11 protein-coding genes and 1 tRNA gene are annotated in these 16229 nt (G+C 62.4%); 3 read left to right on the top strand and 9 right to left on the bottom strand.

The annotated features are described in order from the left end of the window. Nucleotides 1–17 precede the first annotated feature (17 nt). Nucleotides 18–1946: a S9 family peptidase gene (locus EAO27_RS19525; protein ID WP_242774037.1), complete on the top strand. Its 1929-nt coding sequence runs from the start codon at nt 18–20 to the stop codon at nt 1944–1946. Between the two features lie 378 nt (nt 1947–2324). On the opposite strand, the gene EAO27_RS19520 is transcribed toward EAO27_RS19525, so the two are convergent. Beyond that, entirely contained in the window at nt 2325–2744 is a 420-nt protein-coding gene (locus tag EAO27_RS19520; RefSeq protein ID WP_242774035.1) for a hypothetical protein, read from the bottom strand. A gap of 265 nt (nt 2745–3009) precedes the next feature. On the opposite strand from EAO27_RS19520, the gene EAO27_RS19515 reads away from it, so the two are divergent. Both EAO27_RS19515 and EAO27_RS19510 read left to right on the top strand, forming a co-directional pair. Then, nucleotides 3010–3801, top strand: a complete 792-nt coding sequence (locus tag EAO27_RS19515) for a hypothetical protein (protein WP_242774018.1) — start codon at nt 3010–3012, stop codon at nt 3799–3801. A 476-nt stretch (nt 3802–4277) separates the two neighbouring features. Beyond that, nucleotides 4278–4352, top strand: a tRNA-Glu gene (locus EAO27_RS19510). A gap of 125 nt (nt 4353–4477) precedes the next feature. Here the strand turns inward: EAO27_RS19510 and EAO27_RS19505 are convergent. The 8 genes from EAO27_RS19505 to EAO27_RS19470 all read right to left on the bottom strand — a co-directional run bounded on the left by EAO27_RS19505 (nt 4478) and on the right by EAO27_RS19470 (nt 16130). Further along, nucleotides 4478–5113 (bottom strand): hypothetical protein, encoded by a 636-nt coding sequence (locus tag EAO27_RS19505; protein ID WP_242774016.1) that lies wholly within the window; start codon nt 5111–5113, stop codon nt 4478–4480. A 7-nt stretch (nt 5114–5120) separates the two neighbouring features. Then, nucleotides 5121–5330, bottom strand: coding sequence for a hypothetical protein (locus EAO27_RS19500; RefSeq protein WP_242774013.1), 210 nt, complete (start codon nt 5328–5330; stop codon nt 5121–5123). Then, the gene (locus tag EAO27_RS19495; protein ID WP_242774002.1) at nt 5330–9427 is read right to left on the bottom strand and encodes a hypothetical protein; all 4098 of its coding nucleotides are present in this window, start codon (nt 9425–9427) and stop codon (nt 5330–5332) included. Before EAO27_RS19495 ends, EAO27_RS19500 begins: the two co-directional genes overlap by 1 nt. A gap of 200 nt (nt 9428–9627) precedes the next feature. After that, nucleotides 9628–10302: a hypothetical protein gene (locus tag EAO27_RS19490; RefSeq protein ID WP_242773997.1), complete on the bottom strand. Its 675-nt coding sequence runs from the start codon at nt 10300–10302 to the stop codon at nt 9628–9630. Nucleotides 10303–10661: 359 nt separating this feature from the next. Then, nucleotides 10662–10841, bottom strand: coding sequence for a helix-turn-helix domain-containing protein (locus EAO27_RS19485; protein WP_242773994.1), 180 nt, complete (start codon nt 10839–10841; stop codon nt 10662–10664). 362 nt (nt 10842–11203) lie between these two features. Beyond that, complete coding sequence (locus tag EAO27_RS19480) at nt 11204–12484, bottom strand: site-specific integrase (RefSeq protein ID WP_242773990.1); 1281 nt, start codon at nt 12482–12484, stop codon at nt 11204–11206. Nucleotides 12485–12768: 284 nt separating this feature from the next. Further along, complete coding sequence (locus EAO27_RS19475; RefSeq protein WP_242773987.1) at nt 12769–13818, bottom strand: ACP S-malonyltransferase; 1050 nt, start codon at nt 13816–13818, stop codon at nt 12769–12771. Nucleotides 13819–13922: 104 nt separating this feature from the next. Then, complete coding sequence (locus tag EAO27_RS19470) at nt 13923–16130, bottom strand: thiamine pyrophosphate-dependent enzyme (protein ID WP_242773984.1); 2208 nt, start codon at nt 16128–16130, stop codon at nt 13923–13925. Between the last annotated feature and the right edge of the window lie 99 nt (nt 16131–16229).

Below are 16229 nucleotides of genomic sequence, written 5' to 3'. Positions count from 1 at the left end.
TGCGCAGTTTGGGCGCTATGCTGCTTGCGCTTGGAGTCTCCGCTGCTGCACTCGGCAGTTCGCAGCAGTCCAGGTCGCCGGGGCGCGATATTCAAGAGGTAGGCGCGGCGCGCCTGGAACATCTGCCTCTGATTAAGGAGGCAGATCTCGAAGCCGCTCGCGCATATGAATCGCTTCGCGGCGTCAGTCTGCTCGATTGGTTTGAGGATGGCTCCTTGCTCATCCAGGCGCGAGACGGCGCGGCGAACCAGCTTTTTCGCCTGGCCGCGCCCAAAGGAATGCGGCAGCAGCTTACCACCGCGGCTGATCCCCCTATTATCGGCTTTCCCCTGGCGGGCGGTGGTTTCGCCTACATCCGCGATGCGGCGGGAGACGAATGGTACGAAGTCCTGCTCGCTGGAATTGGTACGGCCCCGCGGCGGCTCAGCGAGCCCGATACGCGAAATCTTCTGACGGCGGTCAGTCCCGACCGACGACACGTAGCTTGGGCGAGCGTCGCGCGCGGTTCCGCCGAACATGAGGTGGTTGTTGTCGATGCGTCCAAGCCCGACCTGCCAAAGCGCGTCTACAAGGACGCGGGCTCGGCCTTTCCGGTGGCTTTCTCGAACGATGGCAATCGCCTCATAATTTCGCGCCAAATCGCGCCAACCGAACGTTCGATGGTACTGGTCGATCTGGTCACGGGAACGACAACGCCGGTCGCCGGCGAGCAAGGCGCGATGCTCCGCGACCCCCAATTCTTTCCCGATGATCAATCGATAATCTATGTCAGCGATGCGGGATCGGATGCGATGCGGCTGGTCAGCCTTGACCTGCGGAGCGGCAAGCAGCGCGACCTTACGCGGCGCAGCGGATGGAATGTCGAGCTATTCGACTTGGCGCCTGATGGGAGATCGGCAGCCTATACTGTCAACGCCGACGGCTATTCCGAGCTTTATCTGATCGATATTGCAAGCGGTCGCGTGCATCCTGGCCCGAAGTTGCCCCGCGGCGTTATCTCTACCTTGCGTTATTCTCCCGACGGCAGTCGGATCGCCTTCGGGCTTGCGACGGCGACGTCGCCCGGCGATGTGTGGGTCTTGAGGCTCGCAGGGCAAAAGCTCGAGCGCTGGACAATACCGGACTCGGAAATCGCGTTGACGGATGGGTTTATCGAACCAAAGCTGATCCGTTTCCGGTCATTCGACGGTCTCCAAATTCCAGCGTTTCTATATCGTCCCGAGACCGCCAAGGCGAACGTACGAATACCGGTCATCATCGATTTCCACGGTGGTCCGGAGGATCAGGCAAGGCCCGTTTATAGGAGCGACCTACAATATTATGCTCGGTCGCTCGGCGCGGCTGTCATTCAGCCCAATGTTCGGGGAAGCGCAGGTTATGGCAAGCACTTTATGAGCTTGGACAACGGAATGAAACGCGAGGACGCGGTTCGCGATGTCGGCGCATTGCTTGAGTGGGTCGCTAGCCAACGCGACTTGGACCCGAAGCGCGTCATCGTCTCGGGCGGTTCCTATGGTGGTTATCTCACTCTTGCCAGCCTGATCCATTATCCGGATCGCCTTGCCGGAGGGGCCGATGCCTATGGCGTATCCAATTTCATTACATTTCTCGAGAGTACGGCGGAGTATCGACGGGCCCTCCGGCGGCCTGAATATGGCGACGAGCGCGATGTAGAAATGCGGAAATTTCTAAAGGCGATTTCTCCGCTCACGAATGTGGAGCGCATGCAGAAGCCATTGCTTGTGATGCAAGGGGCCAATGATCCGCGGGTCCCGCGATCGGAATCAGATCAAATCGTCTCGGCATTGCGGGCGCGAGGAATTCATGCGCCATATATCCTTTTCGGTGACGAGGGCCATGGTTTTCGCAAAGAAGCGAATCAGACGCTCCGTATCGCTGCCCAAGCCACCTTCATGGCCGCGCTGTTCAGGAGTTCAGGGCGGTAAGCGATAGATGTCGTGCGGTTTCGCTACGCCGCCATGGTTTGCGTTCGAAAAGCAGGACTAATTTCGGTAAATCCCCGATGCGGTGAGAGAATTCGACCGAAATTTCCCCACCTGGACATAGGTATCGGCTATTCGCCCCGGTCTGACGGCACATTAAACGTCAACGAGTGGCCAATATATGGCTCGAAGGAAATGACAGCGCCTATCAGGGCTGGGAGGCATGGTGGATCGGGGTGGGTGCCGGCTTTTTATTGTGCGCTGTCGTTTACCTGATCACGTGGGCAGCCGTCGCCACAGCCAAATGGATATGGCGTGGGCGCCAAAACCGCCAACCCTAGGGAGCGCGCCGCCTCAGCAACGCGCGCGGCCGCGCAACCGTCATCCCTTCCCCAGCTGCTGATCGATCAGCCCCGGCAACGAAGCCTGCGCCTCGCGCATGATCGAAGGCACGTCGACCCGGGCGGCGCGCGAGGTGCGACGGATGCCGACAAAAGCGACGATCGTCTCGGCGGCAACTTGCCCCTTCCGCAGTCCGCCATTCTTGCGCAGCGACTTCGCCGACCGGGACTTCCCCGCGGCGCTGAGGCTCGCACCCTGCACGACAAGCAACGCGCGGCCGCTGGGGGTCAGCACGAAAACGAGTGGCCCGATTCTGGTTGCCAGGCCGAGGCCGTTATAGGTTTCCGGCGTGACGCTGCGCCTGCCGACCCGCGCCGGAATGTCGTCGCTCGCGATCCAAAACCGCCTGCCCTTGCGCGGCGATATCTCGGCGCCTGCGGTATAGGCGAAGTCGGGCATTTATATACATGAGAAAGCAGAGCGGAAGTGACACAGGCGGGTTTCTCCAATGAGATTTATATAACGCCCGCTATGATCGAGGCTGGGGCATCGGTTTTGCGCTTTGCTGGCGCTGGCCTTTGGGATGGGGGCCGAGAGGCCCCACTATACGAAACTAAAGCCGCCGCAACGCGTCGTCATACGCTTTCAGACCGTCCCACAATGAATTGAATCGCGCTCTCGTCGTTGAAGGCGCATCAATCGCTGAAACCTGCTTCACATATGTATGGGCAAGACTGTCGCGGACGGTCTTAAGGTTGCTCAATTCCGCAACAAACTTGGTATGTACCGCGACGTTTATCGTTTTTCCAATTTCTTCAATCGTCACTATGCCAACGAGGCGAATAAGCATCGATCGAAAATGAGCCTCGTGATCGAAACCGTAGGTCCTTTTGACGACCTGCTTTTCGACGAATTTCAGATTTGCCGCATCACTTACCTTCCTACGGCAGTGGCACATAATAACTTCGTCCATCGACATCTCGAGGCGCGCCGCGCAAGTCTCGATGACGTGGCGCCAGAGCCTGCCGCAAATGCTAAGGTTGCGATTGGTTTCTCGGAGGTGGTCGCACACCAGTTCTCGTTGAAGGTCGAACAAATCCTCAAAGCGTGGAATTTTCCTGGCGAATGCCGCGTCTATTACGACAAGGATGCGAGCGATTTCGTCATCGACGGTAAACCGAGAGGCAGTCGCGGCAAGGGACTGCGCGCAATTACGCATGCCGCCGTTTCGATCACATTACTCGAATATTGCCAGGAGCATGAACTACCGCACCCGGGCTTTCTGCTTCTGGACTCCCCGCTCCTTGCCTATTTCAAGCCCGAAGGGGACGAGGATACCGCGCTGCAAGGTACTGATCTGAAAGAGCGCTTCTATGGCTACCTCAAGGCACATCATGGCGTTGAAAGCCAAGTTATCATCATTGAAAATCAGCATCCGCCAGATAGCGAACTCGAGGGCCTCAACCTTACAGTGTTTACGCGCAACCCGGCTGAGGGGCGCTTCGGGCTGTTGTAAGCACACTCAGGTCGCGCGCTTTTTGGCACTCACGCCCTTCTCCTCTTGCGCAAGCTGCAACGAATGAGGAGCTGGTTTCGCGTTGAGTAGTCAGCATGTCGAACGAACGAAATCGGGCGCATTGCTGATTTCCTGCTCTGACATTCGCGAACGGCAGGTTTCAGGCTGCCGCCTCGCGGCCGGCTACGGCTTAGATCAGGCGCGTTCCTGCCGGTAAGTTCTGAAGCACCCGAACGGCAGCTCTCAGGCATCGGTCTCGTGGCCGGCTATGACCGGGATCAGGCGCAAAGCAGCCTTTACAGATCACCTCACCAACGGCTATCGCGGCAGCGTGCTCGCAATCGTGAGTACACCTACTGAGTACACATGCGTCGTTTCACGTCGCGTAAAATGTCGGAAAACCGTGGGCTTCCAGCCCATCCGACCCCTCCCGTAGGGGTCACCATCTTCGGTCTTCATGCCGGACCGGCATTTGCGGCCCCTTCGTCTAGCGGTCAGGACGCGGCCCTCTCACGGCTGAAACACGGGTTCGATTCCCGTAGGGGTCACCAGCTTTTCCGGGATTTTTGGAACAAGGCCGGGCCATTTCCCCAATGAATCCCTAATAAGCGCCCTTGCGACGCCTAGGCTGGCCCCACTATTTTTCACTAAAATAGCCAGCCCGCCGGATCGGCAGTCAGGGCTTCGCTATCCCCAATGCACGCAATCGCGCCAGCGACCCGATCATTTCGACGGCGCAGCGTTGGTCCAGTTCCCAATATCGCTCTTCGAGCCGCGCATAGGTGCGGTGCCACATTCCCTTCGGTCGGCGGATCGGCTGTTCCCAGCCCCTTTCGCACCCCAACCGCTTTTGCAGCGCGAACAGTTGCGAGAATGGCCGGTCGCGCGCCGTCTCGCGTTGCGACTGATAGCCCAGCCGCCATGCCTGCCGCGATGCGAAGCGGTCGCCGCCGCTCGGCATATACAGCTTGTCGGCGCGCACCCCGCGATAGGGGCAAAGCATCCACCATCGCCGTCCGCCGAAATGAGGCTGCGTCGAAACCAGCCTGATCCGCTGCGTCACACTCTCCGGTTCGCCGCCGCTGGGCGTGCGACGATAATCCAGCGTCAGCATCGCCGCGTCGGGATCGGTCATGTCGCACTGATAGCCGATCCACGCGAACGTCTCGCCCCGCCGCTGCCAGCTCAATTGCCCACTTCGTATCTCGCCATCGACCGCACGCCCGGTGCGCAGCATCCATGACAGTTCGACGAACAGCGCATTGTCCGCAATCGGTCGCCCGCCTTGCCGTCCTGATCCGTAACCACCCATGTTGCCATCATAGCAGCAATCGACGCGCACCGAATCCCCAAATGTCGATGCGCGCCAGTCGGTCGTCCGGCTGCACGATCGCATCGGTGCGCAGTTCCCCCGCATCGGCGCGGCGCATCATTTCCTTTTTGGTCAACCCGGCAAGCCCGGCGGCCTTGGGCAGCGAAAACCAGTAAAGGGCGCCATCCTTTCGCACGTCGGGCTTGCGTTTTGCCATTACCCCGCGACCACCGCGTCGGGCTGTCCGGCGATCAGCGCGTTGATGTAGGCCAGCGCAAGATCGCGGCTGCGATAGCTGCCATAGGTGGCGGCGTCCTGCCGTTCCACAATCGGGAAGGTCGAATAGATGTAGCGAATATCGTCGCGGCTTTGCGCCACGTCGGCCGGATCGAAGATGCCGTAGAGGATGAAATAGAGCGCATCGAGCTTGGCGCGCAAATGCAGCCGCCGCTCTTCGTCCCAGATAAAGGGCGGCAGCACTTCGCCCGCGTCATCGACATGCCCCAGGTCGCGCGCGAAGGGCGCCATGTCGTGCGCGGTGTAGGTCAGCTCCAATGCGGCGGCGCGAACAATGTCGTTCGCAGACTTAAGGCCGAACGGGCGTGCATAAGCGGCGGGCGGCAACAGGGGCAATTGCTCGACAATGTACCAATTAAGATGCGTGCTTTGCGCCTTCTGGCGCACGACATAATCGAGGGCGACGGCCGACAGATTTGCCAGCAAAAGGCATTGTTCGATCAGTGGCGCGTCGGACACAATAAGGGGCGCAGTGTTGCCCGCCGCCCGGTTGGGTACAAAGGCCGCAATCGCGGTGCGGGCATCGGTTGCCCGTGCAATATCCCGAAACGCTATTGCTGCGCCCTTGGAAACGTCGGCGGTCGCTAGAACAAAAAACTGCGGATCGGGCACGAACGCTGGGTCGGCTTTCATTGCCGCCGTAATCTCTCCGCTTAGAGCCGCATTGTGCAAATTCTCTTCGTTTACCGTCACCGACGCTGCGCGATGATCAAATTGATGGATCATGCGCCCACCGTAGAGCGGCACCCATTGCCCCGCTGCGGACTGCCAGCGGTTGCCGCCAATCGGCCACGCGCCTTCTTGCCCCTCCAGTTCGGCCCGCGTGCGGAACAAGTGGCTGTCGTTCGTCATATCGAACATTCGCACGTATTTGACGGGCCACGCTGCCTTCGGCTCGTCGCCAGATTTATCGACCAGCACCGGCACGCGGCCATAGATTGCCGTCGTCAACGCCATGTCGCGGCGGGTGCGGAAAATCGGTGCGGTGCCGGTGTTGGGATTGACCCGCGCAAAGTCCGCCGCCGTGATCGGGAACGCCTGATCGGGATTTTTGCGCTCATCGACCGATTGCAGAAAGAAACCGCAATGCGACGCTTCAAACGTCCGGGCGGGGCTGGCAATCATAGCTGCGAATTTGAACCGGCTATCGACGTCGGGAAAGAATGGCTCCAGCCCGTATCGCGTGCGGCGATTCTCAAAATCATAGAGCGCGCGCAAATGGGAACCGGTCGCGATCTTGCGGAAAAACTCCGATGCCGACAGGTCCGACGCGATGCCGCTGGGGGTCAACAGCCCGACCATCCCGCCCGGTTTGACCAGACTATGCGCCCGCTCGACGAACAGGCTGTAAAGGTTGATGTCGCCCCGGCTCAACAGCGGGTAATGCCCACCCTTGCGGGCAATCCGCAGCGTGTCTGCGGCGCGCTTGTCGGCCTTCTGGTAATCGTCGAACAGCGGGTCGCCAGCACCTTTCAACGCCTTGATCATGCGCGCCCGATCGGATGCGCGCTGCGCCTTGGCAATGTCGGGCCGCCGCGCCGCGAACCATTCGACCTGTTGCAGCTTGATCCTGTCCCAAGGCGGATTGCCCACGATGGCGTCGAAGCCGCCTTCGCGTTCGGTACTGCCCCAATTGTCCCAGACACCGGGAAAATGGATTTGCCAGTTCAGGAACCGCTCTTCGTCGATCAGCGCCCGCGCCTCGCGCCAGACCGCCGTAAAGCGCTCCACCTCTTCGGGACGCGCCTTGCCGCCTTCGGGCGCGACCCGGCCGCGCGCAATCGGGATCGGTTCCCCGAACCGCCCGTCGAGCCACAGCGCGACCAGCGCCTTGTCCTCCCTTTTCAGGTCGAGCCATTCGAGCGCGTGCATAAAGCTGACAAAGCCGTCCAGCGGCCCCGTCTGCGCTTCGACGTCGTGCCACATTTCGGCGCTGCGATGCGCCTCGGCCACCTCGGCATCGGTCAGCGATTCGATGGTGCGCATGACGACAGCTTGGCGCTGCGCATTGGTCAGCGGCTCGTGCAGGAACAGCCCGCCGCCCTTCCCCGCCTTGTCGAGCGCGTCGCGCACCCACAACCCGAACAGACTGTCGCCCGCCGCCAGATGATGGTCGATAAAGCTCAGCGGCGCGCCGACGGTAAAGGTATGCAGCCACAGCGCGACCTTCGCCAGTTCGACCGCCATCGGATTCTTGTCGGCGCCATAGACACAGCGTTTCAGCACCATGCGCTTCACAAGCTGGGGATCGTCCAATTGCTCTTCGCTGACGCTCCAGCCCGCGTCGTCGGCATTGTGCCGGATGGTCGCGCGCACCCGGCGAATCTCTTCGGACACCGGGCTTTCATAATCGAGTTCCGCAACATCGCGTGCCAGCGCCCGCGCCTCTTCGATGGCGTCGAGCGCGTGATTGGTCAGGCGATCAACCAGCGAGACAAGGAAATGGCCCGACCCCATGGCCGGGTCGCAAACCTTCAACCGCGTGATCGCCCGCGCGGGATCGGCCTTCTGCAACTGCGCGATGCGGTAATCTTCGCTGTCCTTGGGTTTCAGCGCCGCCAGCCCCGCCTTGAAACCGTCCAGCGCATCTTCGATCAGCGGCGCGAGCGTTTCGTCGAGGATCAACAGGACCAGCTCGTCGGGCGTGTAATAGCTGCCCGAATTCTTGCGCGCGAAGATGTTTGGCCGGACATCGACCGCGCCGTCGGCATCGCGCGTCAGTTCGAATTCCAGCAACCGCTCATAGATCGAACCAAGCTGTTGCACCGACAGGTCGCGGTAATTGATATAGCGCCGCCGCCCGCCCGCTTGTTCGAATGACAATATGTCGATCGCCTCCGCCATCACCGCATCGGGCAGCGCAATCGACGCCAGCAAGGGGGTGGCGTCGGCATTGAACAGCCCGCCATTATAGGGCGGCAATCCCACCGACGGATCGCCCTTGTCGATCATGGTGGCAAGGTCGGCGAAGCGGTTCCAGTAATTGCGCGCGACCGCAGAAAAGGCATCGCCCGCGTCCTTGCGCTGCCCGACGTCGATGCGCGCGATGCGCAAGGCATAGTCGTCGAACCGTCGATCCTTCACCGGTAATAGCCCCCGGTCCTCGGCATAGAGGACGAACAGCAGGCGATAGAGCAGGATCAGCGTCGCCTGCCGCACGTCGTCGAGCGGGGTATCGGCTGGCGCCGCCGCCGCAACGGCTTTGCCCAGCGACGGGTAGAGCGTGCCGAACACCTTTTCGGACAGGCTCTTTGCCACCCGCTCTTCGTAAAAGGCGGCATCGCGGCGCGCGCTGTCGTGGAAGCTGGGCGCCGTGTCACTCGCCCGTTCGAACGCGGTGCGTGAGAACATGGCGACGAACACCGCCAGCCAATGGTCGCGGTCGGCATCGGTCAGGCCGGTATCGAGCAAGTCGGGATCGAGCGACAGAATGCGCGACAGGTCCAGCTCCAGATAATCGTCGATGGTCGAGCGCGCGCCCGAAAAATAGAGCCGCCATTTGGCGCCGTTGGTCAATATGCCCCAGCGCAGCCGCCCGTTAGTCAAATCGTCGATGCGGCGAAGGTAGCGCAGCAATTGGGTGGAAGGCGTGTCGCGGTCGGCGCCCTTGCGCCCCTCGGCCCGGTCGAGCGCGCGGCCCCAGCGCTTGCTTTCCAGCACCGCCGCCCCGAATTCATAGCGCCGCCACTCTTCGGGATGCTGGTTCGCCGCCTCTTTGGCCTCCGCATCGATGAAGAGCAGCCCGTCGGGAACATCGACGCGGCCGGTCGCCGACAGGTTTTGTTGGGTTAGAATATCGGTCCAGCCCAGCAAGCGAAGGACCGGCCAAACCAGATCGCCTTCGGTCGTTGCTTCATTGGGGGTATCGGCGTGCGGAAAACCCGCAAGGATATTCCCCAGCTCGGCCCGGACGGCCGCAACATCGACCGCACGGTAATTCGCCGTCGCAGTGATTCCTTCGGCAAGATAATCCTGGGTAAAGAGCGCACCGGACGTGAACAGGCTGGGGTCATGCATCGCGCGGGTCTATCCGCCCCGGCCGCTGCCGCCAAGATTTTCCTAAATCAATTGGAAACGGGACGCTGGGAAACAATCCGAAACCCCGCCTCGCGCGCGCGGGCGGGAAACTGTGTTAGCGTTCGCGTGGCGGATTAGCGGCGCTGTCCGATCCTTTGTCGCGAAGGATGCGCCCGCCCCCTCCCCTATTTTCGCCTATTTTAGAAATGCCGCCATCCCTGCCAAATCCGCAGACGCGCGCCGCTGATACGGCAATGTTGCCCCCAAGGTGGCGCATCGGGCCATCGCCACCCTTCGACCCCCAGATTGCCCTCTAGCACCCTTGGAGCGGCTTTCAGCATGTAATGGAGCCTCGCGTTCAATTCGCCCGCATAGGCCATGCTCGCGGCATCGCCACCGCTGGGATCGGCCGTTCGAAACTTCTTTGTATCGAGCGTGCCCCGCACATACCGCCCGCCCGGCGTTAGTTGCTTTACCCAACGTCTCGGCATCGACGAAAACAGGGGCGCCAGATTGTTCGGGACGTGCATCAACAGGTGGATATGCAACCCGCCCCGGTTCGCGCCATCCTCCATCACCCAAGCCCAGACCAAGGGGCGATGCCCCCGCGCGCCCAGCCAGTCGCGCGCCAGCTTCAACCAAGCCGCCGTCACGCGTCGAACCGCGACCGCATCCTGTCCGATCCCGGCGTTGACCCATGCCAGCGTCACAAAGCGATTGAAGGGGCGACCGGCTCCCCATGCCTTGTGCGCCGCTGCGATCAGGTCGCGGCACTCGCGTTCGGTAAGCCGGTCGCGCTCCCTGCCCCTGTCGCGCCGTCCGCCGCGCTTCAACAGGCGCGGGCGTGCTGTCGCGTCAACCGCTCGCGGGGTCATTCGATCCGCCTAATAATAGGGCAGCGGGGGAGTCAGCTCGGCAAGCCGTTGATCCTGCTAGACAATGCACGCATACCGCGCCGCTGTTCCGGAACACCGGGGCACAATATCGCGCAAGTTTCAAAGGCACGTCCAGCGCCAACAGGGGACACTCCAACACCGATCAAGGGAAATGGAGCCGGGACCAATGGCCCCGGCCCCGCCGTTCGACTGATCTCAAATGGCTGTCGCGTCGTGCGATTCCATTTGATCACAATCCGTGAATCGGGGTAGAAAGCGATTATCCAGTCCGCCAAGATTTGGATAGCGCGTCGGCGAAGGTCTAGGCTTTCGTCGGCGCTTTTGCTTTCAGCCCCGGCTCAGTTATCGTTAGCGAGCGAGTCCGCCCAGTTGCTAGCATCGGTCGCGCGAACGCGAACCGCACGCCCGATATGCACCGGTGCCAAATCGCCATTGGCGACGAGCCGGTAATAGGTCGAACGCGAAACCGCGAAGCGGTCGCAAAACTCCTGAACAGTCAAAAATTGCCGTGCTGTCATTCTATCCTCCTTTCCAAGGCTGGGGTGCCCCCTCGGAGGGGGAGTTCGGCCATGGCCCTCTTATAGCAGCACCGGGAAGCACCGTGATGCACTTTCTGACGGAATAAGGACTCAACTCGTCGCTATTCCGATTCGTTTGGCGGCTTGTTGCAAAAGGCATATCGCGCTCAACGGGCGGTTAGCCGCCAATTTTGGCATTGGCATTCGGGGCGCCTCGCACCCCTTAAATTTTTCTACCTTTCCAAGAAATGGTCGAAAACCTGCTTATCGAGGTCGGTCGTCTGATCACTTTTTGTTCGACTCGGCCGGATCGACCGAAAACCTTCCCTATGCGGAACAATCTGTCCCGATCACGGCAACAATCACGGCTGCCGAGCCGGTTCCAATCTAGCGACATTGCTCGCTTCAACAATCCCCAGCCCCGCAACGGCCGTTCGAACCGTATCCGCAACATAGGATTTGGAAAGGTGCGCATAGTGGCGCCGCGTGATGCGTTCGTCCGCATGACCCAATGCCTCGGCGATCACGGCTATCGGCACGCCGCGCAACGCCAGCCGTGCCCCGTAAGTTCGGCGCAGATCGTGAAAGCCTGTTGGCGCAAGCTTGGCGGCGACGCATGCAGCCGCCAAGGGACGGGCCTGATGCGATGGCCCCCATTTCTTTCCGTCAGGACGCGGAAAAACCAAAGCGTCAGCTTCTTTGCCGACCGTCGCCTGTTCGAATAATTCGACCCCTTCGCCTTCAAGATAGACCGCGCGAGGCGTCCCGGCCTTCGTTTCGCGAAGCCAGACAGTCTGTGATTGCCGGTCGAAATCGCGAACCTCCAATCTCGCGAGTTCGGAATAGCGCGCGCCAGTAAGCAGCGCGGCCTGAACAATCGGTCGAAACGCGCGGTCGGTGGCATTGGTCAGACGCCGGGCTTCATCGTCGGTCAGGTATCGCAAGCGGGGCGCATCGGCCTTCGCAAAGGGCTTCACCCTGCGCCAAGCATCGTCAGCACCGACTGTCCCGTCACGATAGGCGCGGTTCAACGCGGCTTTCAGAATAGTGAGAATGCGATTGGCACTCGACCGGCGGCTGCGACGGGCTTCGTCGGTGTCCGCTGTCATGCGAACGTTTTGCGATGCGCCTTTGGCAGTTCGCAGTCGGGCAGGCGCGCTGGCAAGACCTATGAGCCAGTCATGAACAATCTGTGTCGTGAGTGCCGCGACCTCGTGATGCCCCATCTGGGGGCGCACGATGGCTTCGATCCGGCGGCGCGTGTTGGCGACATCTTTGCCCTGAAAGCCGTGCAGGTAATCGTCCAAGGCATCGGAAACTGTATAGGCACCGCGCCTACGTCCGGCATTTTTCTCCAATGATAGAAACCAACCGCGCGCGGCTTCCTGTGCCTGTTTGAAATTCAGAATCACTGTGCCATCGGCATCAGCACTATCGTCCGCCTCGGCGATAGTGGTTTCCTGATAATTCGCGCCCGCGCCGGCCCGGCGATACCGCGCAACCCATTTGCCGACGCGTGCCCCCCGATAATAGCCCAGATGCTCGCCTTCGTTGAGTGTCATCCAATAGGGTTTCTTACGAGCCTCAAGCCGCAAACGATGCTCGCGCTTCGCAAGCTTCGTGTCCTGAACCACGCGCGCCATCGCTTACCCCTTCGCCACTTCCCTAATATTTCCCCAATATACATAGAGAAACACCGTGGCGCAATGCGACACATCGCTAGGCGGAATCCCCTTGATATCCTTTGTTTCTGATCATTTCCGGTCGCATCAGCAACCGGCGGGATTGCGTATGTTAGCGCCCTCTCACGGCTGAAACACGGGTTCGATTCCCGTAGGGGTCACCAGCTTTCATCACCCGCCTTCGTTACGCAGCGCCATGCCCGTGGCGCGCATGGTCGCGCGGATGCGGGCGCAACGCGCCCCGGTCAGGCGATCACCAGCGCACGCTGTTCGGCGCGGCCCATCGACAGCAGGATCGGATCGGCCGCCTGCCGCGCCATGAAATCGGCCTTGCCGGCAATCCCCTGCCATTCGATGCCGATCAGCGATTGCGCGATCGCACCGCCGAGCGTGTCGCCGGGACCCGGCAGGATGACGACGTCGGGGGCGAATTCCTTGACCGCGACCTGCACCGACAGCGCGAAGTCATAGGGCGCGAGGATCTGGTGACCGAAGGTGTAATCCCACATCGCGGCGGGATCGGATGCGAAGCGCCGCCAGATATGGCCGCGCCCGTCGACCAGCGGGATCGCCGGCGTGCCGAAGAGCGAAGCAGGCAGCTCGGCCCGGGCCTTGTCCGAGCTGCCGAACATCAGCGGGGTGTGGAAGGGACCGTGCCCCGCGAGGCGAAGCGGGTCACGACCGGGCGTCGGCGGGGCTTCGGCGAGGAGGGCGGCAAGGCCTTCCTCATTTCCGGCGAGGACGAGCATGCCGGCGAGATCGATCGACAGCGCGAGCGCGTGGCCGGGGCGCGCGGCGATGGACGCGACGAGGTCGAACAGGGTTGCGCGCAGGCCGGGAACCGGGCGCCAGTCCTCGTCGACGACCTGGAGCAGGATCTGCCCGCCGGGGCCGTGGGTCTGGCTGTTGAGTCCCATCGCGTTCGAAATGCGGAAACCGTCCTCGACCGACACCGCGCCGCCCAGCGCGAGCGCGCTGTACCAGCCCATCGAATTGCCCGCGACGGCGACGACGTCATATCGGTCGCGATCGATGCTGAGCCAGTCGAGCGCGGTCGCGGTGTAGATCAGCGGCGCGGCGACGTCGCCGCGCATATGCACCCCGACGCTGAAGCGATCGGCGCCGTCGAGTTCGCTGACCGTCGCCTGGCCGCGGTCGCGGCGCTGGGCGTCGAAATTCGCGATGCGGTCGGCAAAGCGTGCGCCGTGCAGCCGCGCGATGCTGCCGAGTTCGCCCTTGCCATAGGTGCCGCGGCCGGGGGCGATAACGAGCGCGGTTTTCCTGGTTGCAGTCATCCCAAACCCCTAACCCGTTCGTGCTGAGCTTGTCGAAGCACTGTTCTTCTCTCTTCGGTCAAAAGGACGGCCCTTCGACAAGCTCAGGGCGAACGGTTTGTTTTTCAGCGTTGCGCGAGAAGGTCACGCGCCGCCGCAACGATGCTGTCGCGGCTCGGCAGCGTCAGTGTCGCGGCCTTGCCGAGCGGAATGAAGCTGTCGTCGGCGGCTATGCGCGCGAGCTTCTTTTCGGGCGTGCGCTCGACGAAAGTCGCCATCAGCGCCTCGCTCTGCGATCCCGTGATGCGGCATTCGTCGACGATCAGGACGCGCTGCGTATCGCCCACCGCGGCGACGAGCTTGTCCGCGTCGACCGGCCCGAGCCAGCGCAGGTCGATCACGCGCGCCTTGACGCCGTCCGCGGCGAGCAATTTCTCGGCCTGCCGCGAGAGATAATAACCGTTGCCATAGGTCACGATCGCAAGGTCGGTGCCGTCGCCATGCACCCCGACATCGCCGAAGCGGATCGGCGCACCTTCGCCGGGGGCTTCGTAGGTGCTGGTCCACAGGCCGTCGCCTTCCTCGTGCAGGTCGCGCGTCATGTAGAGCGCGATCGGTTCGACGAAGACGACAACGCGCTGTTCTTCGCGCGCCAGCCGCACGCATTCGCGCAGCATCTGGACGGCGTCGCGCCCGTTCGACGGCACCGCGAGGATGACGCCGGGGATGTCGCGGAACACCGCGAGGCTGTTGTCGTTGTGGAAATGGCCGCCGAAACCCTTCTGGTAACCGAGCCCCGCGATGCGGATCACCATCGGGTTGGTGTATTGCCCGTTCGAGAAGAAACTGAGCGTCGCCGCCTCGCCGCGAATCTGGTCCTCGGCATTGTGGACATAGGCGAGGAACTGGATCTCGGGCATCGGGACGAAGCCGTTGTGCGCCATACCGATCGCGAGCCCGAGGATCGCCTGTTCGTCGAGCAAGGTGTTGATGACGCGGGCCGAGCCGAAGCGCTGGTGAAGCTTGGCGGTGACATTGTAGACGCCGCCCTTGGGCCCGACGTCCTCGCCCATCACGGCGATCTCCTTGTGCGCGAGCATCAGGTCGGCGAGCGCCCACGAGAGCAGCCGTGCCATGTGCATCGGCTTGTCCATCGCCTGCGCGTCGCTGCCGAACATCGCCTTGCGCTCCTCGGCCGAGGGCGTGTTGGCGCGCGCGACGTCGCGCTTGGGCGGGATCAGGCTTTCCATCACGCCCGCGGGCGTGGTGATCTTGGGCCGCAGGATCGCCGCCTCGGCCTGCCTTGCGAGCGTCGCGCCGATCTCTTCATAGGTCTCGGCGATCTCGGCCGGGGTCATCCAGCCCTGCTGCGCCATCAACGCCGCGCCCCTGAGCAGCGGATCGCGCGCCTCGTCGGCCTCGATCAGCGCCTTGGGCAGATAGGCGCCCTGCACGTCCGACCCGGCATGGCCGTAGAGGCGAACCGTGGCCATGTGGAGGAAGACGGGCTTGCGATAGCGGCGCGCATAGTCGGCGGCCTCGCACGCCCCGGCATAGGCCGCGGCAAGGTCGGTGCCGTCGCACTGGATATAGTGGAGCCCGGCGCGATGACGGAACTGCGCCTCGATCCAGCCCGTCGGCGTTCGCGTCGAAATGCCGATGCCATTGTCCTCGCACAGGAAGATCAGCGGCATCGGCGACCCCTGGAACGCCGACCAGCCCGCGGTGTTGAACGCCCCCTGCGCGGTCGAATGGTTCGCCGACGCATCGCCGAAGCTCGCGAGCACCACCGCATCCTCGGGAAGCGGCAGCCCGGTCATGCCGAGCCGGCGCGCGATGCCGACCGAAAAGGCCGCGCCGACCGCTTTCGGCAGGTGCGAGGCGATCGTCGAGGTCTGCGGCGGAATATTGAGCGGCTTCGAGCCGATCACCTTGTGCCGTCCGCCCGAGATCGGGTCCTCGCTCGATGCCGCAAAGCTCAGCAGCATGTCCCATGTCGCGGTTTCGCCGGGCAGCTGGCGCGCGCGGTGCAGCTGGAAGGCGTTCGAGCGATAGTGGAGGAACGCCATGTCGGTGACGCGCAGCGCCGCCGCGACCGCGGCATTGCCTTCGTGCCCCGACGATCCGATCGTGTAGAAGCCCTCGCCGCGCGCCTGCAGGTGGCGCGACAGCCGGTCCATCTGGCGGCTGGTGAGCTGCGACAGGAAGATGTCGGTCGCTTGCGCGCGCGACAGGCCGGCCGACGCCGGATCGGGCGCGTCGCCGCGGTCGGGCAGCGTGCCCCCCGCCAGCGCCGCGAGGAATTTTTCATGCACCGCCTGCGCCGCATCCACGCTCGATTCTCCCAAAATCGCCCCTTGGTTGCACCGGCAACCATCGGCATGCCGGCGCGCGCTAGAACGGGGCCGTTCCGCACGCAAGCATCTCTTGCC

The organism is Sphingopyxis sp. YF1 (assembly GCF_022701295.1).
Lineage (GTDB): Bacteria > Pseudomonadota > Alphaproteobacteria > Sphingomonadales > Sphingomonadaceae > Sphingopyxis.
The sequence above is the reverse complement of the archived record's forward strand: the minus strand, read 5'-3'. Positions and strand labels throughout refer to the sequence as shown.